General features: G+C 49.3%; 23 protein-coding genes. 12 read left to right on the forward strand and 11 right to left on the reverse strand.

Annotation, left to right across the window (positions count from 1 at the left end; all coding sequences use genetic code 11):
* Positions 1 to 15: 15 nt before the first annotated feature.
* Entirely contained in the window at positions 16 to 1,941 is a 1,926-nt protein-coding gene (dhaR, locus tag SK35_RS03310; RefSeq protein ID WP_003828512.1) for a dihydroxyacetone kinase operon transcriptional regulator DhaR, read from the forward strand.
* Here the strand turns inward: dhaR and SK35_RS03315 are convergent.
* From SK35_RS03315 to SK35_RS03330, 4 genes are read right to left on the reverse strand one after another with little or no spacing between them, the layout of a single operon-like run.
* Positions 1,919 to 2,449, reverse strand: coding sequence for a cob(I)yrinic acid a,c-diamide adenosyltransferase (locus SK35_RS03315; RefSeq protein ID WP_048215501.1), 531 nt, complete (start codon positions 2,447 to 2,449; stop codon positions 1,919 to 1,921). The two genes, dhaR and SK35_RS03315, sit on opposite strands and share 23 nt — an antisense overlap.
* Complete coding sequence (locus SK35_RS03320) at positions 2,450 to 2,803, reverse strand: glycerol dehydratase reactivase beta/small subunit family protein (RefSeq protein ID WP_048215502.1); 354 nt, start codon at positions 2,801 to 2,803, stop codon at positions 2,450 to 2,452. It abuts the gene before it with no gap.
* 16 nt (positions 2,804 to 2,819) lie between these two features.
* The gene (gene dhaT / locus SK35_RS03325; protein WP_048215503.1) at positions 2,820 to 3,983 is read right to left on the reverse strand and encodes a 1,3-propanediol dehydrogenase; all 1,164 of its coding nucleotides are present in this window, start codon (positions 3,981 to 3,983) and stop codon (positions 2,820 to 2,822) included.
* A 22-nt stretch (positions 3,984 to 4,005) separates the two neighbouring features.
* Positions 4,006 to 4,434, reverse strand: a complete 429-nt coding sequence (locus tag SK35_RS03330) for a GlcG/HbpS family heme-binding protein (protein ID WP_020996341.1) — start codon at positions 4,432 to 4,434, stop codon at positions 4,006 to 4,008.
* 392 nt (positions 4,435 to 4,826) lie between these two features.
* On the opposite strand from SK35_RS03330, the gene SK35_RS03335 reads away from it, so the two are divergent.
* From SK35_RS03335 to SK35_RS03365, 7 genes are all read left to right on the forward strand, one after another.
* Positions 4,827 to 6,494 carry a propanediol/glycerol family dehydratase large subunit gene (locus SK35_RS03335; protein ID WP_048215504.1) on the forward strand — a complete coding sequence of 556 codons (1,668 nt, stop codon included), beginning with the start codon at positions 4,827 to 4,829 and terminating at the stop codon, positions 6,492 to 6,494.
* An 11-nt stretch (positions 6,495 to 6,505) separates the two neighbouring features.
* Entirely contained in the window at positions 6,506 to 7,090 is a 585-nt protein-coding gene (locus SK35_RS03340) for a propanediol/glycerol family dehydratase medium subunit (RefSeq protein ID WP_008785852.1), read from the forward strand.
* Positions 7,091 to 7,092: 2 nt separating this feature from the next.
* Complete coding sequence (locus SK35_RS03345) at positions 7,093 to 7,521, forward strand: diol dehydratase small subunit (protein ID WP_003024721.1); 429 nt, start codon at positions 7,093 to 7,095, stop codon at positions 7,519 to 7,521.
* A 10-nt stretch (positions 7,522 to 7,531) separates the two neighbouring features.
* The gene (locus SK35_RS03350; RefSeq protein ID WP_048215505.1) at positions 7,532 to 9,346 is read left to right on the forward strand and encodes a diol dehydratase reactivase subunit alpha; all 1,815 of its coding nucleotides are present in this window, start codon (positions 7,532 to 7,534) and stop codon (positions 9,344 to 9,346) included.
* Between the two features lie 109 nt (positions 9,347 to 9,455).
* Entirely contained in the window at positions 9,456 to 9,779 is a 324-nt protein-coding gene (locus tag SK35_RS03355) for a DUF1889 family protein (RefSeq protein WP_001573898.1), read from the forward strand.
* Positions 9,780 to 10,291: 512 nt separating this feature from the next.
* Positions 10,292 to 11,608: a tyrosine-type recombinase/integrase gene (locus tag SK35_RS03360; RefSeq protein ID WP_048215506.1), complete on the forward strand. Its 1,317-nt coding sequence runs from the start codon at positions 10,292 to 10,294 to the stop codon at positions 11,606 to 11,608.
* Between the two features lie 4 nt (positions 11,609 to 11,612).
* Positions 11,613 to 12,227, forward strand: a complete 615-nt coding sequence (locus SK35_RS03365; protein ID WP_020806168.1) for a Fic/DOC family protein — start codon at positions 11,613 to 11,615, stop codon at positions 12,225 to 12,227.
* On the opposite strand, the gene SK35_RS03370 is transcribed toward SK35_RS03365, so the two are convergent.
* Together SK35_RS03370 and SK35_RS03375 are read right to left on the reverse strand one after the other, a co-directional pair.
* Positions 12,224 to 12,382: a hypothetical protein gene (locus SK35_RS03370; protein ID WP_020324807.1), complete on the reverse strand. Its 159-nt coding sequence runs from the start codon at positions 12,380 to 12,382 to the stop codon at positions 12,224 to 12,226. The genes SK35_RS03365 and SK35_RS03370 overlap by 4 nt on opposite strands.
* Positions 12,383 to 12,545: 163 nt before the next feature.
* On the reverse strand, positions 12,546 to 13,469 hold the full coding sequence (locus tag SK35_RS03375) for an IS5-like element IS903B family transposase (protein ID WP_048216386.1): 924 nt from the start codon (positions 13,467 to 13,469) through the stop codon (positions 12,546 to 12,548).
* Positions 13,470 to 13,678: 209 nt separating this feature from the next.
* Between SK35_RS03375 and SK35_RS03380 the strand changes: the two genes are divergently transcribed.
* From SK35_RS03380 to SK35_RS03395, 4 genes are all read left to right on the forward strand, one after another.
* Entirely contained in the window at positions 13,679 to 14,680 is a 1,002-nt protein-coding gene (locus tag SK35_RS03380; RefSeq protein ID WP_048215507.1) for a hypothetical protein, read from the forward strand.
* 106 nt (positions 14,681 to 14,786) lie between these two features.
* The gene (locus tag SK35_RS03385; RefSeq protein WP_022631407.1) at positions 14,787 to 15,023 is read left to right on the forward strand and encodes a helix-turn-helix transcriptional regulator; all 237 of its coding nucleotides are present in this window, start codon (positions 14,787 to 14,789) and stop codon (positions 15,021 to 15,023) included.
* 123 nt (positions 15,024 to 15,146) lie between these two features.
* Entirely contained in the window at positions 15,147 to 16,553 is a 1,407-nt protein-coding gene (locus tag SK35_RS03390; protein ID WP_048215508.1) for a YfjI family protein, read from the forward strand.
* Between the two features lie 191 nt (positions 16,554 to 16,744).
* Positions 16,745 to 17,365 carry an inovirus Gp2 family protein gene (locus SK35_RS03395; RefSeq protein WP_025798974.1) on the forward strand — a complete coding sequence of 207 codons (621 nt, stop codon included), beginning with the start codon at positions 16,745 to 16,747 and terminating at the stop codon, positions 17,363 to 17,365.
* Positions 17,366 to 17,433: 68 nt separating this feature from the next.
* Here the strand turns inward: SK35_RS03395 and SK35_RS03400 are convergent, their stop codons facing one another.
* The 5 genes from SK35_RS03400 to SK35_RS03415 form a co-directional block, all read right to left on the reverse strand.
* Positions 17,434 to 18,081, reverse strand: a complete 648-nt coding sequence (locus SK35_RS03400) for a hypothetical protein (RefSeq protein ID WP_020324786.1) — start codon at positions 18,079 to 18,081, stop codon at positions 17,434 to 17,436.
* 15 nt (positions 18,082 to 18,096) lie between these two features.
* Positions 18,097 to 18,852: a PDDEXK-like family protein gene (locus SK35_RS03405; protein ID WP_048215509.1), complete on the reverse strand. Its 756-nt coding sequence runs from the start codon at positions 18,850 to 18,852 to the stop codon at positions 18,097 to 18,099.
* A gap of 29 nt (positions 18,853 to 18,881) precedes the next feature.
* Complete coding sequence (locus tag SK35_RS26810) at positions 18,882 to 19,898, reverse strand: hypothetical protein (RefSeq protein WP_251365182.1); 1,017 nt, start codon at positions 19,896 to 19,898, stop codon at positions 18,882 to 18,884.
* A 64-nt stretch (positions 19,899 to 19,962) separates the two neighbouring features.
* The gene (locus SK35_RS26815; RefSeq protein ID WP_251365183.1) at positions 19,963 to 20,730 is read right to left on the reverse strand and encodes a hypothetical protein; all 768 of its coding nucleotides are present in this window, start codon (positions 20,728 to 20,730) and stop codon (positions 19,963 to 19,965) included.
* 35 nt (positions 20,731 to 20,765) lie between these two features.
* Positions 20,766 to 23,681, reverse strand: a complete 2,916-nt coding sequence (locus SK35_RS03415) for a type I restriction endonuclease subunit R (protein ID WP_048215510.1) — start codon at positions 23,679 to 23,681, stop codon at positions 20,766 to 20,768.
* Positions 23,682 to 23,713 lie beyond the last annotated feature (32 nt).

The raw sequence follows: 23,713 nt of genomic DNA on the forward strand, positions 1-23,713 counted from the left end.
ACAGCGGAAAGGGATATGACGGCGCACACGCATAGCATCGGGAAGGAAGTCTCTTCAGTCATTGCCCAGTCATGGCATCGTTGCAGCAAGTTTATGCAGCGGGAAACCTGGCAGGCGCCGCATCAGGCGCAAGGGCTGACCTTTGAGTCGATTTGTCGTCGCAAGACGGCGTTGCTGACGATTGCTCAGGCTGCGCTGGAAGATGCCTGGGAGTTTATGGACGGCCGCCCGTGCGCGCTGCTGATTCTGGATGAATCAGCCTGTATTCTCAGCCGTTGTGGTGATCCGCAGACGGTGGAGCAGCTGGCGGAGCTTGGGTTTCGCGACGGCAGCTACTGTGCGGAAAGCATCATTGGCAGTTGTGCACTGTCGCTGGCGACGATGCCGGGCCAGCCGACAAAAACCTCTGGCGATCAGCATTTTAAACAGGCTCTGCATCCGTGGTCGTTCTGCTCGACGCCGGTCTTCGATAACCATGGTCGACTGTTCGGCTCCATCTCGCTGTGTTGTCTGGTGGAGCATGAGTGCGTTTCTGATTTATCCCTGACGCTGGCGATTGCCAGAGAAGTCGGCAACTCTTTGCTGACCGACAGCCTGCTGGCTGAATCCAACCGCCATCTGAACCAGATGTACGGGCTGCTGGAGAGTATGGATGATGGTGTGATGGCCTGGAACGAACAGGGCGTATTGCAGTTTCTCAATGCGCGTGCGGCACTGCTTTTGCATCTCGATGCGCAGGCCAGTCAGGGAAAAAACATTCACGATCTGCTCAATCTCCCCATGCTGCTGCGCCGGGCGATCAAACATGCCCGCGGCCTGAATCACGTCGAAGTTACCTTTGAAAGCCAGCATCAGTTTGTTGATGCGGTCATCACCCTGAAACCGATTGTTGAGGAGCAGGGCAACAGCTTTATCCTGCTGCTGCATCCGGTGGAGCAAATGCGCCAGCTGATGACCAGCCAGCTTGGCAAGGTGAGCCACACCTTTGAGCAGATGTCGACTGACGATCCGGAAACCCGCCGCTTGATCCACTTTGGACGCCAGGCGGCGAGGGGGAGTTTCCCGATCCTACTGTGCGGGGAAGAAGGCGTTGGTAAGGAGCTGCTGAGCCAGGCCATTCACAACGAAAGCGAGCGCGCCAGCGGGCCGTATATCGCCGTGAACTGTCAGCTTTATGCCAACAGCGTGCTGGGGCAGGATTTTATGGGCAGTGCGCCAACCGACGATGAAAATGGCCGGTTGAGCCGTCTTGAACTGGCGAACGGCGGCACGCTGTTTCTGGAAAAAATTGAATATCTGGCGCCGGAGCTGCAATCCGCGCTGTTACAGGTGATCAAGCAGGGGGTATTAACCCGCCTGGATGCCCGTCGGTTGATTCCGGTGGATGTCAAAGTGATCGCCACCACCACGGTTGATCTCGCCAATCTGGTGGAGCAAAACCGCTTTAGCCGTCAGCTGTATTACGCGCTGCACTCTTTTGAGATAGTGATCCCCCCGCTGCGGGCTCGGCGTAACAGTATTCCCTCGCTGATTTATACGCGGCTGAATAGCCTGAAAAAACGCTTTTCATCCAGTTTGAAGATCGACGACGACGCGCTGGCACAGCTGGTGGCCTATTCGTGGCCGGGCAATGACTTTGAGCTGAACAGCATTATCGAAAACATCGCCATCAGCAGTGATAACGGCCATATTCGGCTGAGCAATCTACCGGATTATCTGTTTGCCGAACGTCCTGGTCTGGAGACGGCGTCTTCACTGCTGCCAGCCAGTCTGACCTTTACCGCTATCGAAAAAGAGGCGATTATCCATGCTGCTCGCGTCACCAGCGGACGCGTACAGGAGATGTCGCAACTGCTGAACATTGGTCGCACTACCTTGTGGCGCAAGATGAAGCAATACGATATTGATGCCAGTCAGTTTAAGCGCAAGCATCTGGACTAGTTTCTTCAATTCTCGCCATCGAGAACAGCGCGTCTGACAGTCGGTTGATATAGCGTCTGGGTTCATCGCGTAACGTCAGCGTTCTGCTCATCGCGATAAGGATCCGCTCCAGTCGGCGGGTTAGGGTTCGCGCAACGTGTAGCTGTGCCGATGGCAGATTTTTCCCCGGAATAACAAACTCTTTGAGCGGGCCGCTTTGCGCCATATTGCGGTCAATAATCTGCTCCAGCGCCTGAATATCCTCCTCGCCAATACGCTGTTGTAAGCGCGCGAGTCCTTTCTCATCGCTGGCGAGTTCCGCACCCAGTACAAACAGCATCTTCTGCATGGCGTGCAGATCCTGGCGTAGTTCAGCCTGGTGCGTGCTGGCATAGCAGACGCCAAGCTGGGAAATCAGTTCATCCACCGTGCCATAGGCCTCAACGCGGATGTCGTCTTTATCGATACGGCTGCCGCCAAACAGCGCGGTCGTGCCTTTATCGCCGGTTCGGGTGTGGATGCGGTACATTTATTTTATCTCGCTGAAGGGAAGTACTTTGACCAGTTGACCGGCATTGGCACCAAGCGTTCGGATCTGCGCAATTCCGGCGCGGATATGCCCACGGATCAGCGCCCGATCTTCGGGCAATTGGGCGTGGGTTAAAGCAATATCACCCGTGGCGTTAAGACCCAGACCGACACGTAGCGTTGAGCTTTTGGCCGCAAGTTTGCTCAATGCCAGCGCGCAGTCATGCTGGTCGCAACAGATTGCCCGGCAAGGGACGCCTTGCTCTTCCAGTCCCCAGCACAGCTCATCAAGCACGCGAGTATCCTGCCAGCGTGAGTGATAAAACAGATGTACGCCCGGTGATGAAAGTGACATTGCGCCCCCTGCGTTATCAGAATGCCTGACGGAAGATCTCGGCAATTTCTTTCTCGTTCCCTTTACGCGGGTTGGAGAAGGCATTGCCGTCTTTCAGCGCCATTTCCGCCATATACGGGAAATCGGCTTCTTTAACGCCCAGATTGCGCAAATGCTGCGGAATGCCGATGTCAGCGGAGAGGCGGGCAATGGCGTGAATGGCCAGTTCGGCGGCATCCATGGTGGAAAGTCCGTCAGTGTTTTCGCCCATAAATTCTGCGATATCGGCAAATTTCTCCGGGTTAGCGATCAGGTTATAGCGCGCCACGTGCGGGAGCAGAACGGCATTCGCCACGCCGTGTGGCATGTCGTACAGACCGCCAAGCTGATGCGCCATTGCGTGAACGTAGCCGAGGTTGGCGTTGTTGAAGGCCATGCCCGCCAGCAGAGAGGCGTAGGCCATGTTCTCGCGAGCTTTCAGGTTGCTGCCCAGCGCTACGGCCTGACGCAAGTTGCGTGCGATCAGGCGAATAGCCTGAATAGCGGCGGCGTCGGTGACCGGGTTGGCATCTTTGGAAATATAAGCTTCTACGGCGTGGGTCAGGGCGTCCATACCGGTCGCGGCGGTCAGCGGAGCGGGTTTGCCGAGCATCAGCAGCGGATCGTTAATGGAGACCGACGGCAGGTTGCGCCAGCTGACAATCACAAACTTCACTTTGGTTTTGGTATTGGTCAGCACGCAGTGGCGGGTGACTTCGCTGGCGGTACCGGCAGTGGTATTCACCGCAACGATAGGCGGCAGCGGGTTGGTCAGGGTTTCAATCCCGGCATAGCTGTAGAGATCGCCTTCGTGAGTTGCCGCGATACCGATGCCTTTACCGCAGTCATGCGGGCTACCGCCGCCAACGGTAACGATGATATCGCAATGCTCTTTGCGAAAGACCTCCAGACCATCGCGCACGTTGGTGTCTTTGGGATTTGGCTCAACGCCGTCAAAAACCACCACGTCAATGCCCGCTTCACGTAAATGGGCGAGGGTTTTATCTACCGCACCGTCTTTAATAGCCCGCAGACCTTTGTCCGTAACCAGCAGCGCTTTTTTACCGCCTAACAGTTTGCAGCGTTCGCCGACAACGGAAATAGCATTGGGGCCAAAGAAGTTCACATTTGGCACCAGGTAATCAAACATACGATAGCTCATAATATACCTTCTTAGATTTAAATTATAATTCAGAGAAACAATTCAGTGCGGTTTCTGCTAATAATATGTCTTGTTCGACAGTGCCGCCGCTAACGCCAACGGCACCAATTAATTTACCGTTTAATATGACAGGTAAGCCGCCGCCGAAAATAACAATGCGCTGTTGGTTAGTAAGCTGCAAACCATATAGCGAAGCGCCAGGTTGTACCGCGTCGGTAATTTCATGGGTACCCTGACGCAGGCAGCAGGCGGTATACGCTTTATTAAGAGAGATATCACAGCTGGTGACAAACGCATCGTCCATGCGTTGCATTAGCAGCGTATTCCCGCCGTGATCCACCACGGAAAAGACCACCGGAACATTGATCTCAAGCGCTTTAGCCTCAACGGCCTGCGCCATTTTTTTTGCAGCCGCCAGCGTAATGGTGGCAATTTGTTGGCTCTTATTCACAGTCTCTCCTGAAAATGTTGTAGGGCTGAGGTCACGAAACATATCGCGCAACAGCTATTTTTATCATTGGCTTTACCTTATTTTCTCGCCGCACGTTATTAAGTCAATAGGGTGGATTTTTCATAAAGATTAAATTCATTTCCCTGATTTTGCGTTTATTGATAATGATCATTTAACCTCGTCACAATTCACGATGAATATTCCTGAATTGCGTTTCAATATGGAACGATGCGTTTTTATTAGGTGCCAAATTGGAACGAAATTAATTTTATTTTTTTATTGCTTGGCTCATTTAGAGTTCGGCCATTGCTGATGAAAGGCGAATGCCGGGTGTGGTGTCCCCGGTAATGCGGCCCGGCGTCCCTATTTTTTACCTTTTGAGTCAATAAATCATGAGAAGATCAAAACGATTCGAAGTGCTTGCGAAGCGGCCTGTAAATCAGGATGGGCTGATTGGCGAATGGCCTGAAGAGGGGCTGATCGCCATGGAAAGCCCTTACGATCCGACGTCGTCGGTGAAGGTGGAAAATGGTCGTATTGTTGAGCTGGACGGTAAGAGCCGCGCCGAGTTTGACATGATCGACCGTTTCATTGCCGACTATGCGATTAACGTGGCCGAGGCGGAGCGCGCCATGCAGCTCGACGCGCTGGAGATCGCCAGAATGCTGGTGGATATCCACGTCAGTCGGGAAGAGATTATTGCCATTACCACCGCCATCACCCCGGCGAAAGCGGTGGAAGTGATGGCGCAAATGAACGTGGTGGAGATGATGATGGCGCTACAAAAAATGCGCGCCAGACGCACTCCCTCCAACCAGTGCCACGTGACTAACCTGAAAGATAACCCGGTACAGATTGCCGCCGACGCTGCTGAAGCGGGGATCCGCGGCTTTTCCGAGCAGGAAACTACGGTCGGGATCGCCCGCTACGCGCCGTTTAACGCCCTGGCACTGCTGGTGGGTTCCCAGTGCGGTCGCCCCGGTGTGCTGACGCAATGTTCCGTTGAAGAGGCCACGGAGCTGGAGCTGGGGATGCGCGGGTTAACCAGCTACGCCGAAACGGTATCGGTATACGGTACAGAGTCGGTGTTTACCGACGGCGATGATACGCCGTGGTCCAAAGCGTTTCTCGCCTCGGCCTATGCGTCGCGTGGCCTGAAGATGCGCTACACCTCCGGCACCGGCTCGGAGGCGCTGATGGGCTATTCCGAAAGTAAATCGATGCTTTATCTGGAGTCGCGCTGCATTTTTATCACTAAAGGCGCGGGCGTACAGGGGCTGCAAAACGGTGCGGTCAGCTGTATCGGCATGACCGGCGCTGTGCCGTCAGGGATCCGCGCGGTGCTGGCGGAAAACCTGATTGCCTCAATGCTCGACCTTGAAGTGGCCTCCGCCAATGACCAGACCTTTTCCCACTCCGATATTCGCCGTACTGCCCGTACCCTGATGCAGATGCTGCCGGGTACCGACTTTATTTTCTCCGGTTACAGCGCGGTACCCAACTACGACAACATGTTTGCCGGGTCGAACTTCGACGCTGAAGATTTCGATGATTACAACATTCTGCAACGCGATCTGATGGTTGACGGCGGTCTGCGGCCGGTCACGGAAGAGGAAACCATCGCCATTCGCAATAAGGCCGCACGCGCCATTCAGGCGGTGTTCCGCGAACTGGGCCTGCCGCTGATTAGCGATGAAGAAGTCGAAGCTGCTACTTATGCTCACGGCAGCAAAGATATGCCTGCGCGTAATGTAGTTGAGGATTTGGCTGCCGTGGAAGAGATGATGAAGCGCAATATCACCGGGCTGGATATCGTCGGTGCGTTGAGTTGCAGCGGCTTCGAAGATATCGCCAGCAATATCCTCAACATGCTGAGACAGCGTGTTACCGGTGATTACCTGCAAACGTCGGCCATTCTGGATCGCCAGTTCGACGTCGTCAGCGCCGTCAACGACATCAATGATTATCAGGGACCTGGTACCGGCTATCGCATCAGTGCCGAACGCTGGGCGGAAATTAAAAATATTGCGGGCGTGGTTCAGCCCGGCTCGATCGAATAAGGCGGTACACAGTGGAATGCACAACTGAACGTAAGCCGGTTTTCACCTTACAGGTGAGCGAAGGCGAGGCAGCTAACGCGGATGAACGCGTGGATGAGGTGGTGATTGGCGTCGGCCCGGCATTTGATAAGTATCAGCATAAAACCTTGATTGATATGCCGCACAACGCGATTTTGAAAGAGCTGGTTGCTGGCATCGAAGAAGAGGGACTGCATGCGCGAGTAGTGAGGATCCTGCGTACCTCGGATGTTTCTTTTATGGCATGGGATGCGGCAAATCTCAGCGGCTCAGGCATCGGGATTGGTATCCAGTCGAAAGGAACTACGGTGATTCATCAGCGCGATCTGCTGCCGCTAAGTAACCTGGAACTGTTTTCTCAGGCTCCGCTGCTGACGCTGGAAACCTATCGTCAGATTGGTAAAAACGCCGCGCGCTATGCACGTAAAGAGTCGCCTTCTCCGGTGCCAGTGGTCAATGACCAGATGGTGCGCCCTAAATTTATGGCCAAGGCCGCGCTGTTTCATATCAAAGAAACCAAACACGTGGTGCAGGATGCTGCGCCCGTCACGTTGCATATTGCACTGGTAAGGGAATGACCATGAACGACAACATCATGACCGCGCAGGATTACCCATTAGCCACCCGCTGCCCGGAGAAAATCCAGACGCCTACAGGTAAGCCGCTAACCGACATTACTCTTGAGAATGTGCTGGCGGGCCGCGTAGGACCGCAGGATGTGCGTATTTCTCAGCAAACGCTGGAGTACCAGGCGCAGATTGCCGAGCAGATGCAGCGTCATGCCGTGGCGCGCAATTTTCGTCGTGCGGCAGAACTGATTGCGATCCCGGATGCCCGCATTCTGGAGATCTACAACGCGCTGCGACCGTTTCGTTCTTCGTTCGCCGAGTTGCAGGCCATTGCCGATGAACTGGAACACACCTGGCACGCCACGGTGAACGCCGGGTTTGTCCGCGAATCGGCAGAGGTATACCAGCAGAGAAATAAGCTGCGTAAAGGCAGTCAGTGACGGAGGCAGCATGCCGTTAATTGCAGGGATCGATATCGGCAACGCCACCACCGAAGTGGCGTTGGCGCAGGATGGCCGGTTTATCGCCAGCGGGATTGTCGCCACGACCGGGATGAAAGGCACGCGGGAAAATATCGCCGGGGTAGTCGCGTCCCTGCAGCAGGCGCTGGATAAAACGCCGTGGTCGCTGCAGGATGTGGCAAAAATCTGCATCAACGAGGCCGCGCCGGTGATTGGCGATGTGGCGATGGAAACCATCACTGAAACCATCATTACCGAATCAACGATGATTGGCCATAACCCGCAAACGCCCGGCGGCGTTGGCGTGGGCATGGGAACAACCATCGCCGTGGAGACGTTGGCGGCGTTGAGCGAGGATCGATTTGCCCAGGGCTGGATACCGTTGGTGGGTGAGGAGATGGATTTCCTTGAGGCGGTTTGGTTTATCAATGAAGCGCTGGATCGCGGCGTCAACGTGGTGGCGGCCATCCTGAAAAAAGATGATGGCGTGCTGGTGAATAATCGCCTGCATCGGCCAATACCGGTGGTTGATGAAGTCACTCTGCTGGAGAAGGTGCCGGAAGGCGTGCTGGCGGCGGTGGAAGTGGCGGCCCCGGGACAGGTAGTGCGGGTGCTGTCGAATCCTTACGGCATCGCGACCTTCTTTGCCCTGACTCCTGAGGAAACGCAAACTATCGTCCCCATCGCCAGAGCGCTGATTGGCAACCGTTCCGCCGTGGTGCTGAAAACCCCGCAGGGCGATGTGCGATCAAGAGTGATCCCGGCGGGTAAGATCTTTATCCGTGGTGAAAAGCGTGGCGGTGAAGCCGACGTAGCGCAGGGCGCTCAGGCCATTATGCAGGCGATGAGCGCCTGTGCGCCCGTGTGCGATATTCGTGGGGAAGCTGGCACGCACGCAGGCGGCATGCTGGAGCGGGTGCGTAAGGTGATGGCCTCGCTGACCGGTCATGACATGAACACGGTGCATATTCAGGATCTATTGGCGGTCGATACATTTATTCCGCGCAAGGTGCAGGGCGGCATCGCCGGAGAGTGTTCAATGGAGAACGCCGTGGGCATTGCGGCGATGGTGAAAGCCGATCGTTTACAGATGCAGGCCATCGCCAGTGAGCTGAGCGTCCGGTTAAACACTCTGGTTGAGGTGGGCGGCGTGGAGGCCAACATGGCCGTGGCGGGGGCGTTAACTACGCCCGGATGCGCCGCACCGCTGGCGATCCTCGACTTAGGCGCAGGATCTACCGATGCCGCCGTCATCAATAGCGACGGCGTAGTGAAAGCGGTACATCTGGCCGGCGCGGGGAATATGGTCAGCCTGTTGATTCAAACTGAGCTGGGCTTAAGCGATGCATTTCTGGCGGAGGAAATAAAAAAATACCCGCTGGCAAAAGTGGAGAGCCTGTTCAGCATTCGCCATGAGAACGGCGCGGTGGAGTTTTTCCGCGAACCGCTCAGTCCGTCAGTATTCGCCAAAGTGGTGTACTTGAAAGAGGGTGAGCTGATCCCGGTAGATAACCAGACCTCGCTGGAAAAAATCCGTCTGGTGCGCCGACAGGCTAAAGAGAAGGTTTTTGTGACCAACTGCCTGCGCGCGTTACGCCAGGTGTCACCCGGTGGCTCTATTCGCGATATGACTTTTGTGGTGCTGGTAGGCGGTTCTTCGCTGGATTTCGAAATCCCGCAGATGATCACCGATGCGCTGGCGCATTACGGCGTTGTCGCCGGGCAGGGCAATATTCGAGGTACCGAAGGGCCGCGTAATGCGGTGGCTACCGGACTGGTTTTAGCCGGACAAGCAAAAAAATAGCGCAGAAAACAGCCGCGCAAGCGTTTAGCTGCGGGGTAAGTCAAATAAAGGCGATGTTCTCTTTGATATCCCGGCGGAGTTGGGTACATAGTATAAATGTGTCTCTCACGTGGTTAATTTTAAGGATAAGAGCATGCCAACAGCAATTGAGAAAGCATTGGATTTTATTGGTGGTATGAACACTTCGGCGTCAGTACCACATTCAATGGATGAAAGTACGGCTAAGGGAATCTTAAAGTATTTGCATGACTTAGGTGTGCCAGCGAGTCCGGAAGTTGTGATGGCACGGGGTGAGCAAGAGGGATGGAATCCCGAGTTCACGAAAAAAGTGGCCGGATGGGCAGAAAAAGTCGCCTCCGGTAACCGTATCCTTATCAAAAACCCAGAGTATTTTTCAACCTATATGCAGGAGCAGCTCAAAGAGCTAGTGTGAGCTGACTATCGAATTAAACTCTAACGGACGTTTCCATCCCAGGATGGCGGCGTCCAAATGGTGTTGCCATTAACATGCTGTTTTCTGAACAGGTGTATCGCGTAAATAGCTTTAGTCCCCGCCAGCCATTTTCTTCCGTGTACTCATTCAACATATTAATGCAAGCAAGTATTGATTTTTCCAGGACAAACTCTTTTTTACTACATACCAATTTCTACGGATTACCCATAAAAAAAGGACCTGCGATTTCTCGCAAGTCCTTGAAATTTGGTGGCCCCTGCTGGACTTGAACCAGCGACCAAGCGATTATGAGTCATAAAATTGGCATGTTTTTAATTGTTCGTCATTGTCTCTATTTGTATTTTTAATTGTCTATAATCAATCAGTTATGAAGTTATTTTTGTTTCTGATTGGTTCTCTCATTTCCCCATTGTACTATCCTTACCTGACCCGTTACCTGACCCGAAATGGGCATCGGGTCAGGTAACGCATATTCTTAGAAAGGTAAACTTATGGCCGCTAATCTTACCGAGACTGCTATACGTGGATTGAAGACAAAAAGCACGGCGTACTACGTGTGGAGCAACAGTGCTCAACGTGGTACTGGCAGGCTTGGCGTTAAGGTTCAGCCGTCAGGCAGCAAAGTTTTTTATTTCCGTTACTACGTTGAGAAAGGTAAGAAAGAGAAGTTCATCCAGTTGGGCATCTGGCCTGAGATGAAACTGGTGACGGCCAATGAACTGGCGAAAAAGTACGGAGCCTGGCTTGTCGAAGGAAAGGAACCCCAGCAAGAGCTTGAGCAACAGCGCCTGGCCGAACAGCACATTATGCAGATCCATCGTTCTCAGGGATCTTTTGAAGAACTGGTGCATGGCTACGTCAACAAGATGAAGCTCGATAATAAGCGGACCTGGGCTGATGTTCTGAAACGTCTTGAAAGAGAGTGCTACACGGTTATTCCTCGTGAAACCAAAGCGAAGGACGTGACGCCTCTGCAGATCAAAACCATTCTATCAGGCATTATCCAGCGTGATGCGGTGGTCCATGCTAATCGGATTCGCTCGTATCTGATGGCGGCATTTAACTACGGCCTGAAAGCCGATAACGATCCGATGAATACCAGCGTAGGTATCACGTTTGGCCTTGAAGTTAACCCTGTGTCGGCAATACCTAAGCAGTCTTCGGCAGAAAAGGTGGGTGATACATGGTTAACGCTGGAAGAGCTACGTTTTGTCATGGAGCAGTTCGCTCAGGCAACTAACGTTGGGCCGCTGATGCAGCACCTAATCCGCTTCTGTGTTTATGCTGGCGGGCAGCGACCATTTGAAATGATTGCCAGCCAGTGGAGCGCGATTGACTGGCAGCAAAAGACGTTACTGGTTATAGCTGATGTATCGAAAAACAAGCGTGAGCACCTGATCCCGCTGACTGAATCGGCACTACAGGAATTAACCTCAGTGAAAGAACTGACTAAGGAAAGCAAGAGTCCCTATATCTTCCCACTCTCGACCAATGGAGAGCGCCCGGTACGTACCGATAGCCTGGCCCGTTCCATCATGTATTTCCGGGCTTTTAATCCTGAGTTTAAAGTTTTCACAGCGCGAGATTTACGTCGGACCTGTAAGACTCTGATGGGGGAGGCAGGGATCAGCAAAGAGATCCGTGACCGTATCCAAAATCACGCTTTGAACGACGTTAGCTCGAAACACTATGATCGTTATGATTACCTGACTGAAAAGCGCAGGGCGCTTGAGATCTGGGAAGATCGGATTAACAACTATCAACGACAGCAGGAAAACAACGTTGTGAACTTGTTTGGGCGGAGGTGAGAGCTTGGCAAAATATGAGCTTAATTCAGCAGAAGAGCGATATCAGCCGGGCTCTGGAGACTTGGTACTGGCTAATAAGTTAGGGATCACAGATGAAGAGAAAATGGAGGCGCTGGAATCTGGCCTTCTGCTGATGCTGTATGAGCAGCTATTTATTGAGGGCCAGCCGCCTGAAGCGCTGGCTTTTGAGCACATCAGCAGGTGGCATCGCCAATGGCTAGGGAATGTGTACGACTGGGCGGGAAGGCTGCGTAATGCCAACTTGACTAAGGATGGCTTTCAGTTTGCTGCTGCCGACAGGATTCCGCTTCTTCTTGATGGTTTCGAGAAGCAGTTTCTCTCCAGGTCTGGTGAACTGAAATCTCTGGCTCGTCCGGATCTGGTCAATTATCTGGCTGAATGCCACGTGGAGTTTATTTTGATCCACCCATTCAGAGAAGGTAACGGGCGTCTGTCGAGACTGCTTTGTGATGTGCTGTCGGTTCTGGCAGGGAAGGGCTTACTTGATTACAGCCTGTGGGATGAGCACAAGGCGTTTTACTTTAAGGCAATACAGGCAGGTGTATCAGGGAACTACAGCCCTATGAAGCAACTAGTGAGCGATATCTTGCCAGATTAACGGGCGAGGCCAACGGCTTTCGCCTGTGCCTGGTTTTTTTTGAGTTGCTGCTCAATTTTTTGCACAGAAACACCCGTTTCGATCGCGGTCGAGCTGGCAACGGCACGGTAGATGTGAGTTTTGGTAATCTGAGTATGTGCTGTTTTTTTTGTCATGTTTGAAGCCTCATTTTTATGTTCTGATTTTAGTGCGGATAGGGATTGGCTGCAAGGCTGCTAATTGGGATACCACGTTGAATGCTTATATCGTTCATAGAGTAGCGGGCTTTGTTGAATAAATCAGATTTCGGGTAAGTCTCCCCCGTAGCGGGTTGTGTTTTCAGGCAATACGCACGCTTTCAGGTATACCTGCTTTCGTCATTTTGTTCAGCGCTCGTACCAGGGCCATAGCCTCCGCAACCTGACCATCGTAGTCACGCAGCGTCAGTGAACCCCCGAACAGCTGTTTTACCCGGTACATCGCCGTTTCCGCTATCGAGCGACGGTTGTAATCTGTTGTCCATTTCCACCGCGCATTACTCCCGGTCATTCGCTGATTAGCCACTGCACGGTTACGGTCTGCATATTCACCGGGCCAGTAACCCGCACCTTTTCGGGGAGGGATAAGCGCGCTGATTTTCTTACGCCGCAGTTCATCGTGACATAGCCGGGTATCGTAAGCGCCATCGGCGGCGGCTGACCTGATTTTCCGGTGGGTTTGCCGGATTAACCCGGGGAAGGCCTCTGAGTCCGTAACGTTGTTCAGCGACAGGTCAGCGCAGATGATTTCATGTGTTTTACTGTCAACGGCGAGATGCAGCTTACGCCAGATACGGCGGCGTTCCTGGCCATGCTTTTTGACTTTCCACTCGCCTTCACCGAAGACCTTCAGCCCGGTGGAATCAATTACCAGGTGTGCGATTTCACCCCGGGTGGGCGTTTTGAAACTGACATTAACCGACTTTGCCCGCCTGCTGACACAGCTGTAATCCGGGCAGCGTAGCGGAACGTTCATCAGAGAAAAAATGGAATCAATAAAGCCCTGCGCAGCCCGCAGGGTCAGCCTGAATACGTGTTTAATGACCAGCACAGTAGTGATGGCAAGGTCAGAATAGCGCTGAGGTCTGCCTCGTGAAGAAGGTGTTGCTGACTCATACCAGGCCTGAATAGCTTCATCATCCAGCCAGAAAGTTATGGAGCCACGGTTGATGAGGGCTTTATTGTAGGTGGGCCAGTTGGTGATTTTGAACTTTTGCTTTGCCACGGAACGGTCTGCGTTGTCGGGAAGATACGTGATCTGATCCTTCAACTCAGCAAAAGTTCGATTTATTCAACAAAGCCAGAGTAGCGCTGTACATCTCTTGATTTGAGATCATGAAAATACTTACTTGCCATTAAATAGCCTTTAAACTCATTGCCTTACCTTGATACAATCCGTTGTAATTTATAAGGTCAATGCATTGGTGGTGATAAATGACAAGTAAATCTGATTTTTTTGATGCTTCTGATCTGTTTAATCTTCCTGAAGAATTCGACATCCCCGATACTTTTTGTCGTGCTGACGAGTTCTCGAAAAAATCTAAAGTGAGCTTGGAAGATATTATATCTACATGGCTGGATGATAAAATCAGTCTCTATGTTAACCTTCGTTCAGAATACTGCCGAATAATTCGTTACGCGAATAAAAAAGAACATCGTTATGATACATTTGATATCAGAGCTGGAGGAGACTTTTATCAACATAAGGATAGCTCTCAGTTTGCAGTAAGAACATTCATACCTTGTGATAAATCAGAAATAAATGAGTATCCGGTTTTTAATGGCAGTTCTTTTTTTAAATATGTTTACAATGGATATGCCAGTGGTTTTTGGCGACTGCAACCTACAAGCACCACTCGATTAGCAAGGCAAAATTACAATCTCAAAAATGCTAATGAATCTTGGGAAACCATTCCTGGAGAGGTTAAAATATTTGGTCGAGATGAAAGTGATTGTTTGCTTTTTAATAAAGATACTTATGTCTCCTTTGAAAGGGTTTATATAGCTGATTCTGGATGTGAAATTTTATGTGAATTATTTCCCTCTAATGAAGCTAGTAATATAGAAAAATATGACCCACCTATTAACAGAGTTGCAATGGTTTTACTTATTAATGAACTGTTCAGCATTAATGGAAATGTGACTTATTCAAATGTCAGCACAATTCTTTTAAGTAATGGAATTGAAGTTACGCAATCAACCATAAAAAAAGTCCTCGAAGAAACATCTGAAAAAAGAGATCAGCCTTACAAACATCAGCCTCAGCATTCGAAGATAGCTTCGTGCTTAATCACACTTTATTGCAAAGGCAAAAATCTTGCTAAGACACCATCAAATGTAGCTCAAATATTGAACGAGCTTGCCAGGTCATCACCAAGAGAGTGGAGCATTATTTTCACCTCTAAAATGGCTGCTAACCTAATGAAAATAAAATAAAAAACACCTCTTGCTAAAGGCTTAACAAAGCCTTAGCAAGAGCTCCTCAGCTTTACTCCACACTCGCACTGTTTCATGCTGCACTCACTGAAACAAAGGAGGCAGTATGAGTACAACATCTATCATTCCAACCCCTGAACAACGGCTGCAAATTCTGCATGTCTACGGTGAGAAAGGTGACCGTCTGGTGCGTGAAAAAGAGCGACAGTATATCACTTCGATTTCTCGCTCGACAGCCTGGAAGCTCGAAAAGGCTGGGAGGTTTCCTCAACGCAAATCACTTGGAGCTAAGTCGTGCGGGTGGTTGCTTAGCGATCTACTCTACTGGATTAATGAACGCTAAGAACCATGGTTTTTTAGTATTTTTCATCTAATGGTTGGGAATGCATCTTGCTATTTCCACTATTAATAGCGGAATAGCAACTCAACCGGAGGTACTTTTTACATTAAATGATGATGAGGATTTATGTCGGGAGATCAAGAGTTCCCCATACATGTGTTCCCCGCGAGGGCGGGAAATGCAATTTATGAGATAGTGCAACATACTCATGCACCGCTTCCCATGGTTGCAGCAGAGATGCTTGGCGTCATATCTCTTGCTTGTCAGAACAGAATTGATGTTTGTAGATTGAATAATCTGCGTAGCCCTACATCGCTTTTTATTGTGACAATTGCGGAATCTGGGGAACGGAAGAGCACGGTAACTAAGTTGTTAATGAAGCCCATTTACCAACTAGAGGAACGGCTATTTGACCTATATAAACAAGAAATAATTAAGTGGCGGTATAACGTAAAGATTTTCAAGGCGGAAGAGAAAGCTTTGATGTCAAAACTGAAGTCAGAGATCCGTGGTGGCAAAGATCCAACCATAACACGTGAAAGTCTGAGTATGCTGCAAGATAGTTATCCTGTAGAGCCTGTCAGATATAAGTTGACGTTTAATGATACCACACCAGCGGCGATAAAAGAGTATCTCTGTGGTGACTGGCGATCAGTTGGCATTTTATCAGATGAGGCTGGGACCATATTTAATGGTTATGCATTAAATGAATTGCCGTTTGTCAACAAAATGTGGGATGGCGCAACGTATTCAGTCGAAAGGAAAAACGCACCTGAGAGGTTAATAAAAAATGCCAGATTAACATTATCCCTACAGGTTCAGTCTGTAGTTATTAATAGATATATTGAAAGAAAAGGGGATATAGCAAAAGGGATAGGATTTTTTGCTCGTACACTTATTTGTCGTCCCTTTTCCACACAAGGATATAGACAAATAACTAATCCTGTTGTCTCAAGTGAACATTTGCCTGTGTTCCATGAGCGATTAATGGAGATCGTCAATGAGAGTATCGAAAACAAAGATGAACGTATTTGCCTTCATTTCTCGCCAGAAGCAAGACAGAGATGGATTGCATTTTATAATCAAGTTGAAACAGAAATGCGGTTACTCGGGTTTCTTTCAGACTTTAAAGATTATGCATCTAAAATCGCTGAAAATATGGCAAGGATTGCTGCATTATTACACTATTTTAATGGTGATGAAGGGGATGTATCACTTACCGCTGTTGAAGCTGCTATAGAAATAAGTGCATGGTACGTAGATGAGTATATAAAATTATTTTCCAAACAACAGGAGCTAGATATGGTCAATACAGATGCAGATGAGCTTTATTGGTGGATAAAAGAATATTGCAATCAAAATCTTTTACCATATATGAGGAAGAATACCATACTGCAATATGGGCCTAACCGGTTCAGGGACCGCGGTAAAGTAAATGAATTATTAAGCACTCTTTATTCTCAAGGGAAGATAAAGGCTGCTAAAAAAGGAAAAACTATCTTTATACAGGCGATGGATACCTGGGGGGTTTAATGAAGTAAAAAAATACCATCGATATACTTGCTTGTTCTAACTAATTGCAGAGTTATTTTGGAACTGCCACCGCAGGCAGGTGATAGCTTTTGCCTAAATTTAAATGTTGGAAAGGTAATATATATTTATTTGATAAATCACTCACAACATATCCCTGTGAATAGCAGGGATATTAAAATCAGAGATGTATGATGAAACTTTACCAAGGTACTCATGGCGATCATATTCTCGCTTACAGAGATAAAATTGCTCTGACAGTCAGTAATGCTATCAATCAGTTTCCACGTACTATGGCATTAAGAGCGGATCTTCATTACCCACCTATTTTAGATAATGGTGATACGGTATGCTGTTTTCCTAACCTTGAACCCGGTGCAATATCACGATTTCTGGATTCGATGAAAGCGATTTTGGAAGCACATGAACATCGCAGAAAGTTTGCTGGGATCAGAGTCAATAAGAACGTTGTACGTAATGTCTGGGCAAGAGAATACTCAAAGAATGGCAAATGCCATTTCCACATTTGCTTGTTCTTTAACAAAGATGCTTACTACCATCTGGGGCATCTCAAACATAGTGGTACACTTAGCAATCTGATAGTCAGGGCGTGGTATAGCGCTCTCGGCTTGGAACTTGAAGATTGTCGTGAAATTGTACATTTTCCGGACAATTGCAGGTATGTGCTCAACGTAAACGATCCTGATTTTGACATCATATACAATGAGTTGCTTGAACGACTGGATTACTTGACCAAGCTTGATACGAAGGTATTTGGTGAGGGAGATAGAAGTTTCGGGTGTAGTCGGGGATAATTTTTACTGCAATGGCCTTTCTTATGCGAGAAAGGCCAAATCAAACCAGATAACGTTAATTATTTAACTTATTCACTTACTGCAATCTGCGCTTCGGACAAAAATATAGCATCCAAAATTTTTGTAGATTGTAGTAGCTTGTCAAGAGCTGTTTGCAATGGAAAAAATACTTCATGTTCCACTGGAAACTCACCATGCTCTTTCCAGCACTCAGTGAGTAAATTAGGTTTAATCGTGACAGGTAGGAAATAGTTACCTTTCCCTTGTTCCAATAGCCCTAGTGTCTGCAGTTGCTCACGGTAGGATTGTTGAACATTACTCGCATAACTAGCAATCTTTTTGACTCCACCAAAATACCCGGCATTCAATTTAAACTCAAAACCAAACAGCCCCTGCTCGGTTCCCGTACCCGTCAGGACGGCTAAAATATAATCATTTCCTTCAGTAACAGTCGAACTGTTTTCAAACCAATATTTGCAGTTAACGCCTTCAATGACCCAAGCTGGATGGGCCAGCCAGCAATAATCCTGATGTTCATAATTTGCTTTACCTACCCAGCTGTTGTCTTTCATAAATCGTTCAACACACTGATCAAAGCTTTTCCAGAAGGCAGGGCTTAAATGCTGTTCAAAATAAACAACAGCTTCGTTAAACATCTTTAGTTGCGAAAGAATCAGTATACCGGCCTGACGTTCTGCATCGCTGTGTGGATTCATGTCTAATCCCTTAAATTAAAATGTACGAACTCGATTAAGAAAGCAAAATGCGGCATGGGCAGCCATTTGGCGTGAAGGCGAGTTTTCATTATCAGAAATGAATTCTTTGTAATGCGGTTGCAACGAAGACTCTAAAGCTGTGGCGAGATATCGCCAGGAAATACAGGGAACATCCTCTGGTTTGAAATCTAAGCCACAGGTCAGCGGTTTTCCGCCACGAGGCGTTAAAAATATAACGGCCCAAGGACGTGACATTGCGCGTAATTTAGCATCAGAACAGTATCGGGCGACTTGTTCTGGCTGTTCATACGCATCAATTTTCACCTCTATAAGCAGGAAAAAATTATCCGCATTGATTTCTACATCAACACGATTGGTATTATCGCCAGTAGGATTAGTTTCAACCCGCACCCGACAATAGTGAAGGTAATCTTCAGGGATATCATTTCTGCTGTGTCGTATTGCCTGCAGGAATGCCTGTAAAGGTAGTCTCCCGAAACCATGAGTCCCCTCAGGATCAAGAAGCCAGGCAAGAACAGCTGTGTTACGAACTTCTTTACGCCCAAGGCCTGCTACTTCCCAGGGATCAAAAGATAAAGATCGATGCTGAACAACTATCAGTGGTTCAGAGAGAAGGCTGAAGAATTCAGTTAGCTGAGATGCATCAATATTTGTTTTTTTATCTTTTTCTCTGGCCCACTCCAGGTTTTTTGGCCATTGGTGAAAAAATTCCGGTAGCAACTCAACCAGTGAAGAATTGTCATGTTCCATTAGATGCCCACTCAAAAAAGACGAATTGTTCATATTAGCGGCAATTCAAAACACTTCACCGGTTTCCCGTCCTGCATTTCTACCAGTAATCGTGCGGATTGCGGCTGCTCAGCCAACAATCCTTGTTGGAATTTCCCGAACGACGAATGTGCCTCTTCAATAGCCATCTTTTGCTGCATTAACGTTGTTGTCGTCCATTTCCGCAGTAATACTTTATTAGCATTGGTGGTATTGCTCTGTTCCGTCAATGCGCTGATACCTTGTATCCGCTGGTGAACCTGACGCTCAACTTTATCAACAACGCTTTCGAACTCCTGATAGTTATGAACAATGGTTTGTTGGCGGTGCCTGACGAGTGTTGTGTTACCTTCGGCATGAGTCAGAAGATGCAACGCTTGCGCACGAACCTTCATCGCCAGGTCCCATTCATGGATTCGCTCATCAAGGATCTTTTGTTGGGTCTGGATCTTATTCGTAATCTCCGTACTGCCAAAGAGCCCACGGTCTTTAAGTGCAGCCACTTTGTCACCAGCAGCAGTAATATCAGTCAGTAAGTGTGCCTGCAGGGCGGAGAACTGGACTTCAATATCCTCCAGTTTTTGGCGTATTGCTGGCGAACATTGCTCCTCAATAGCCACGGGAGTAATTTGCTGCAAATACTGTATGGCCCCAATGATCTCTGACTTGCGCGCGTTATTCTGGAATGCAGAAACTTCACGTACCGCCTCAACAATTTCCGTCAATTTCTTGCTGATATCAGCCAGGTGCTTTTGCGCTAGCACGGCAGAAGCAACATTCAACAACATACCGGCGTTAACAAGCTGACTGAGTTTGTTAGGATTCAGCAGAACGGCATGTTCTTTAATCCCTTTTTCTCCCAAGCTGAAGCCTCGGAAACCTGGGCCATCTTTTACACTCGCCAGAGGACCATTAATAATGACCTCCATATATTGATGGCTGGCAATATGTGTAGAGGCCGCCAGAGAGGGTAATGTTTGCAACAGCGGGCTCAGCCGTGAAATACCGGTAATATCCTGCTCCTGCATCGCACCGGTGTTGATACTTTCCGAAGGTGGAATTGTAGCAACCGTAAGCGCAGGTTGGTGAATATCATGCCCAAAACCCCAGCGTTGATCGTATATGAGAGCAGGCATCGTGGCGGGTGATGGCCGGGTGGCAAGCCGGAACTGGCGGGAGTTTTTTAAGCGAATCCAGGCAATTTGCACCACGCAAGGCAGTGTCACTCGAAACGCGGGGGGTTGAGATGTCATAGGCGGTATAAAGACCGGTAATAGCCAGGCCAACCGGTCCGGTTAATACACCCAACGCACGCCCTATGCCAAGCCCTGCAATTAAAGGTAGCACTTTGCCAGCTGTCGTTTGAGCAAGACCATTGGCAACTAATGCCGCTTTCTGCCAGACGGGAATGTCCAGACTGACAGGGGCGCTAATGCCCATACCACGTAGAATTTGGCGGCGCTCATCATCCGACATTTTTTTCCATGACGAGGTAAATACACAGTCAATAATCAGCGCTTCTTTTTCTTCTACCGATGCAGCGGCCGGGACTTTCATCTTCAGATGGCTGGCAACGTCAGCTACAATTTCGCTGTAGCTAACGCCGTTGCGACGGAATAGATTAACGAACGTATTACCGCCGAAATGCTGCAACTCCCGAACAAGGAGACGGAGAGTTTCTTCATCGGGTATATCCTGGCGTTTGGCATCCTGTAATACAGTCTTCACGCTGTCTGACATGGAAAAACCAAGCTTACCGGTGTTAGTGACGTAATCGATCAGCAGATCTATATCGCCTTTATCTGCGTTCAACAGCAGTTGAAGCAGCGCTTCATCACCCTGGATATCTATCTCGCTCATGAAAATACCTTTGCCATATTCATCACTAAAATCTATTAAAACCCGCGCATTCCATTGATAAACGTTTCAATCACATCGCGCACGCGGTCGTAGACACGTGCCCGCACGTTCTTACGTTCCAGAATCTTCGGCGTCCAGGTCAGCGTTTCTGCCACTTCATCTTCTCGCGGCATCACGTCGGTAAAGAGGTAGTTATCCAGTAAGCCGGTCAGTTTGATGGAATCGAGTCGCTCTTCGCTGCACAAGGTCGCCAGCGCCTTACCTTTTTCCTGTTCGACATAGGCTTCAAACACCTGAGTGATATCTTCGTCATGCGCGGCATGCAGCAGACTTTTTTCAATAAAGTTATCGATAAGCTCACGTTTGCTACGCAGCGTCACGTCGCTGTCGACAATATCCATGATCTTTTTCTTCTGCTCCTGCTGCTCTTTTGGCGGCATCGCCTGGATGCCCGCCAGCAGACGCAGAATGTAGCCAACGTTAATTTCATCGCGATGAATCAGCGAAACTTCAAAATCCACGTCTTCAAGAATCGAGACTTTTTCTTTGCTGGAGTGCTTTTTCACCTTGTCGTGGATATCGAGGTATTTACTGGTGAAATCGGCCAGCGTCTGGTCCGACAGCGGTTTAGCCGCATCGTCAAAATCGGCAAAGCTTTCGAGTATGTTTTTCAAACGCATCACATCACGGAACGCCGTTACAAATGCCAGTTGTGCTTCCTCATCCGGTAAATCGTCCACGCTTTCTACAGTTGGCGTCAGTGTTAACAAGCGATCGACGGCGTCCTGATAATCCCCGAAGTATTCATCAAAGGGCTTGACCAGCACCGTAGAAGAGGCATCTTTATTCGAGAACAAGGCAATAGCATCGTCGGTAGCTTTCTTCAGATTGCGGAAGCAGACGATATTCCCGTGGCTTTTCTTCTCGTTGAGAATGCGGTTGGTGCGGGAAAATGCCTGCACTAGGCCGTGAAAACGCAGGTTTTTATCGACGTAGAGCGTGTTCAGCGCAGGGCTATCGAAGCCGGTGAGGAACATATTCACCACCAGAAGAATATCGATGCCTTTCTCTTTGGTGCGCTGAGCAATATTTTTGTAGTAATTATAGAAGCTCTTTGAATCATTGGCTGAGTAGCTGGTGCCATACAGCTCGTTATAATCCTTGATAAAACTATCCAGATGATCGCGACTCGAGGTATCAACTTTCGCTCCCTGCGGCAGGCTAATATCCTCTTCATCCAGCAGACCGTTTACCGCCTCTTTATCACTTTTGTCCGCTTCATTGGCGGCATAAGTGAAGATGGTGGCAATTTTTAATGGCTTGTAGTTGGCATCCGCTGCCTGCAGTGCGGCCTGCTTTTCTTTAAAGAGTTTGTAGTAGGTGATCAGCATATCGACTGACCCGACGCAGAACATCGCGGTGAACTCGCGATTGCGGGTCTTGGCGTTATGATGGGCAAGGATATAGTCTGTCACTTTGCCTAACCGGATATCGCTTTCCATCACCTCTTTGGTGTCGATATCTTCCACATCGATATCGATCTCATTGCTGCTCTCTTTGCGCTTGTAAGTGCCGACATATTCCACGGCAAAGCGCAGAACGTTTTCATCGCGGATGGCGTCGACAATCACGTATTTATGCAGGCATTTATCGAACAACAGCTCGGTGGTCTGTTTGACCCCATTGGTGATATTGACGTTATCGGCAAAGATTGGCGTCCCGGTAAAACCAAACAGCTGCGCATTCTCGAAGAAATTCACAATTGCTTTATGGGTATCACCGAACTGACTGCGGTGACATTCATCAAAGATAAAGACGATACGCTCTTTGCGCAGGTGTGCGAGCTGCGCTTTATACCCTTCATGGGTGATGGCGTTATTCAGCTTCTGAATGGTGGTCAGGGTCAGTTTGGTGCTGCTTTGCTTGAGATGTTTTATCAGCGTACCGGTGTTGTTGGTGGTGTCCACGCTGTCTTTCGCAAAGCCGTTGAACTCTTTCGCCGTCTGATAATCCAGATCCCGGCGATCGACCACAAAAATAACCCGGTCCACTTCCGGCATCTCCATGATCACCTGGCTGGCTTTAAAAGAGGTCAGCGTTTTACCGGAGCCGGTGGTATGCCAGATATAGCCGTTCTCCGGCCGTCCCTGCTTGTGGAGATTTTCCTTCACATGACGGATCATCGCCTCACAGGCGTAAAACTGATAGGGGCGCATCACCATCAGGCACTTACGGGTTTCATTTAGCACCGTGTAGTGGGTGATCATTTTGGCGATGTGGCACACTTTCAAAAATGCGTCTGTGAATTTCTCCAACGCTTTTAGCGGGTTATTCTTTTCATCGGTCCAGAAGAAGGTCTGTTCGAAGTGGTTGGCGCGGTTGTTGGCGTAGTATTTGGTGTCCACGCCGTTGCTGATAATAAAGATCTGCACATACTGGAACAGGCCGCTGCCGACCCAGAAGGCATCCCGATGGTAACGATCAATTTGGTTGAAGGCCTCTTTCAGCCCCAGGCCGCGACGCTTCAGCTCGATCTGCACCAGAGGCAGGCCATTGATCAGCAGCGTGACGTCGAAGCGGGTTTTACGCGTGTTTTGCTCGGCGTTGAACTGCGTCACCTGGCTCGCCACCTGAAACTCGTTCTGGCACCACTCCTCTTTATTGATAAAGCTGAGCCACTTCTCGGTGCCGTCATCACGCAATAACTGGTAGCGATCGCGCAGAATTTTGGCGCGATCGATGACTTCATTACCTTTTGTCAGGTGCAAGAAAATACGGTTAAATTCGCCGTCCGTTAGCGGAGAAGATTCCAGCCGGTTATGTATTTCAATCTGCTTTCGCAGGTTGGCTTTCATACTGGTTTCGTCGGTGACATTCACCCGTTCGTAGTGCATGCCAACCAGCTGTTCCACCAGTTGCGCTTCTAACTCGTATTCGCTTTGCGTTGCCATCAGTACATAGTGCCTTTTATTATTTTGCAGGC

This window comes from Citrobacter sp. MGH105 (assembly GCF_001037485.2).
Lineage (GTDB): Bacteria > Pseudomonadota > Gammaproteobacteria > Enterobacterales > Enterobacteriaceae > Citrobacter > Citrobacter portucalensis.

What these genes read in the sequence shown, in the direction of transcription:
- SK35_RS03360 (WP_048215506.1), top strand. Translation starts at nt 10,292, where the DNA reads ATGGCCGCTAATCTTACCGAGACTGCTATACGTGGATTGAAGACAAAA.
- SK35_RS03315 (WP_048215501.1), bottom strand. Translation starts at nt 2,449, where the DNA reads ATGTACCGCATCCACACCCGAACCGGCGATAAAGGCACGACCGCGCTG.
- dhaR (WP_003828512.1), top strand. Translation starts at nt 16, where the DNA reads ATGACGGCGCACACGCATAGCATCGGGAAGGAAGTCTCTTCAGTCATT.
- SK35_RS03345 (WP_003024721.1), top strand. Translation starts at nt 7,093, where the DNA reads ATGAACGACAACATCATGACCGCGCAGGATTACCCATTAGCCACCCGC.
- SK35_RS03415 (WP_048215510.1), bottom strand. Translation starts at nt 23,681, where the DNA reads ATGGCAACGCAAAGCGAATACGAGTTAGAAGCGCAACTGGTGGAACAG.
- SK35_RS03390 (WP_048215508.1), top strand. Translation starts at nt 15,147, where the DNA reads ATGTCGGGAGATCAAGAGTTCCCCATACATGTGTTCCCCGCGAGGGCG.
- SK35_RS03400 (WP_020324786.1), bottom strand. Translation starts at nt 18,081, where the DNA reads ATGAATCCACACAGCGATGCAGAACGTCAGGCCGGTATACTGATTCTT.
- SK35_RS03385 (WP_022631407.1), top strand. Translation starts at nt 14,787, where the DNA reads ATGAGTACAACATCTATCATTCCAACCCCTGAACAACGGCTGCAAATT.
- SK35_RS03395 (WP_025798974.1), top strand. Translation starts at nt 16,745, where the DNA reads ATGAAACTTTACCAAGGTACTCATGGCGATCATATTCTCGCTTACAGA.
- dhaT (WP_048215503.1), bottom strand. Translation starts at nt 3,983, where the DNA reads ATGAGCTATCGTATGTTTGATTACCTGGTGCCAAATGTGAACTTCTTT.
- SK35_RS26810 (WP_251365182.1), bottom strand. Translation starts at nt 19,898, where the DNA reads ATGCAGGAGCAGGATATTACCGGTATTTCACGGCTGAGCCCGCTGTTG.
- SK35_RS03380 (WP_048215507.1), top strand. Translation starts at nt 13,679, where the DNA reads ATGACAAGTAAATCTGATTTTTTTGATGCTTCTGATCTGTTTAATCTT.
- SK35_RS26815 (WP_251365183.1), bottom strand. Translation starts at nt 20,730, where the DNA reads ATGAGCGAGATAGATATCCAGGGTGATGAAGCGCTGCTTCAACTGCTG.
- SK35_RS03350 (WP_048215505.1), top strand. Translation starts at nt 7,532, where the DNA reads ATGCCGTTAATTGCAGGGATCGATATCGGCAACGCCACCACCGAAGTG.
- SK35_RS03335 (WP_048215504.1), top strand. Translation starts at nt 4,827, where the DNA reads ATGAGAAGATCAAAACGATTCGAAGTGCTTGCGAAGCGGCCTGTAAAT.
- SK35_RS03405 (WP_048215509.1), bottom strand. Translation starts at nt 18,852, where the DNA reads ATGGAACATGACAATTCTTCACTGGTTGAGTTGCTACCGGAATTTTTT.
- SK35_RS03370 (WP_020324807.1), bottom strand. Translation starts at nt 12,382, where the DNA reads ATGACAAAAAAAACAGCACATACTCAGATTACCAAAACTCACATCTAC.
- SK35_RS03320 (WP_048215502.1), bottom strand. Translation starts at nt 2,803, where the DNA reads ATGTCACTTTCATCACCGGGCGTACATCTGTTTTATCACTCACGCTGG.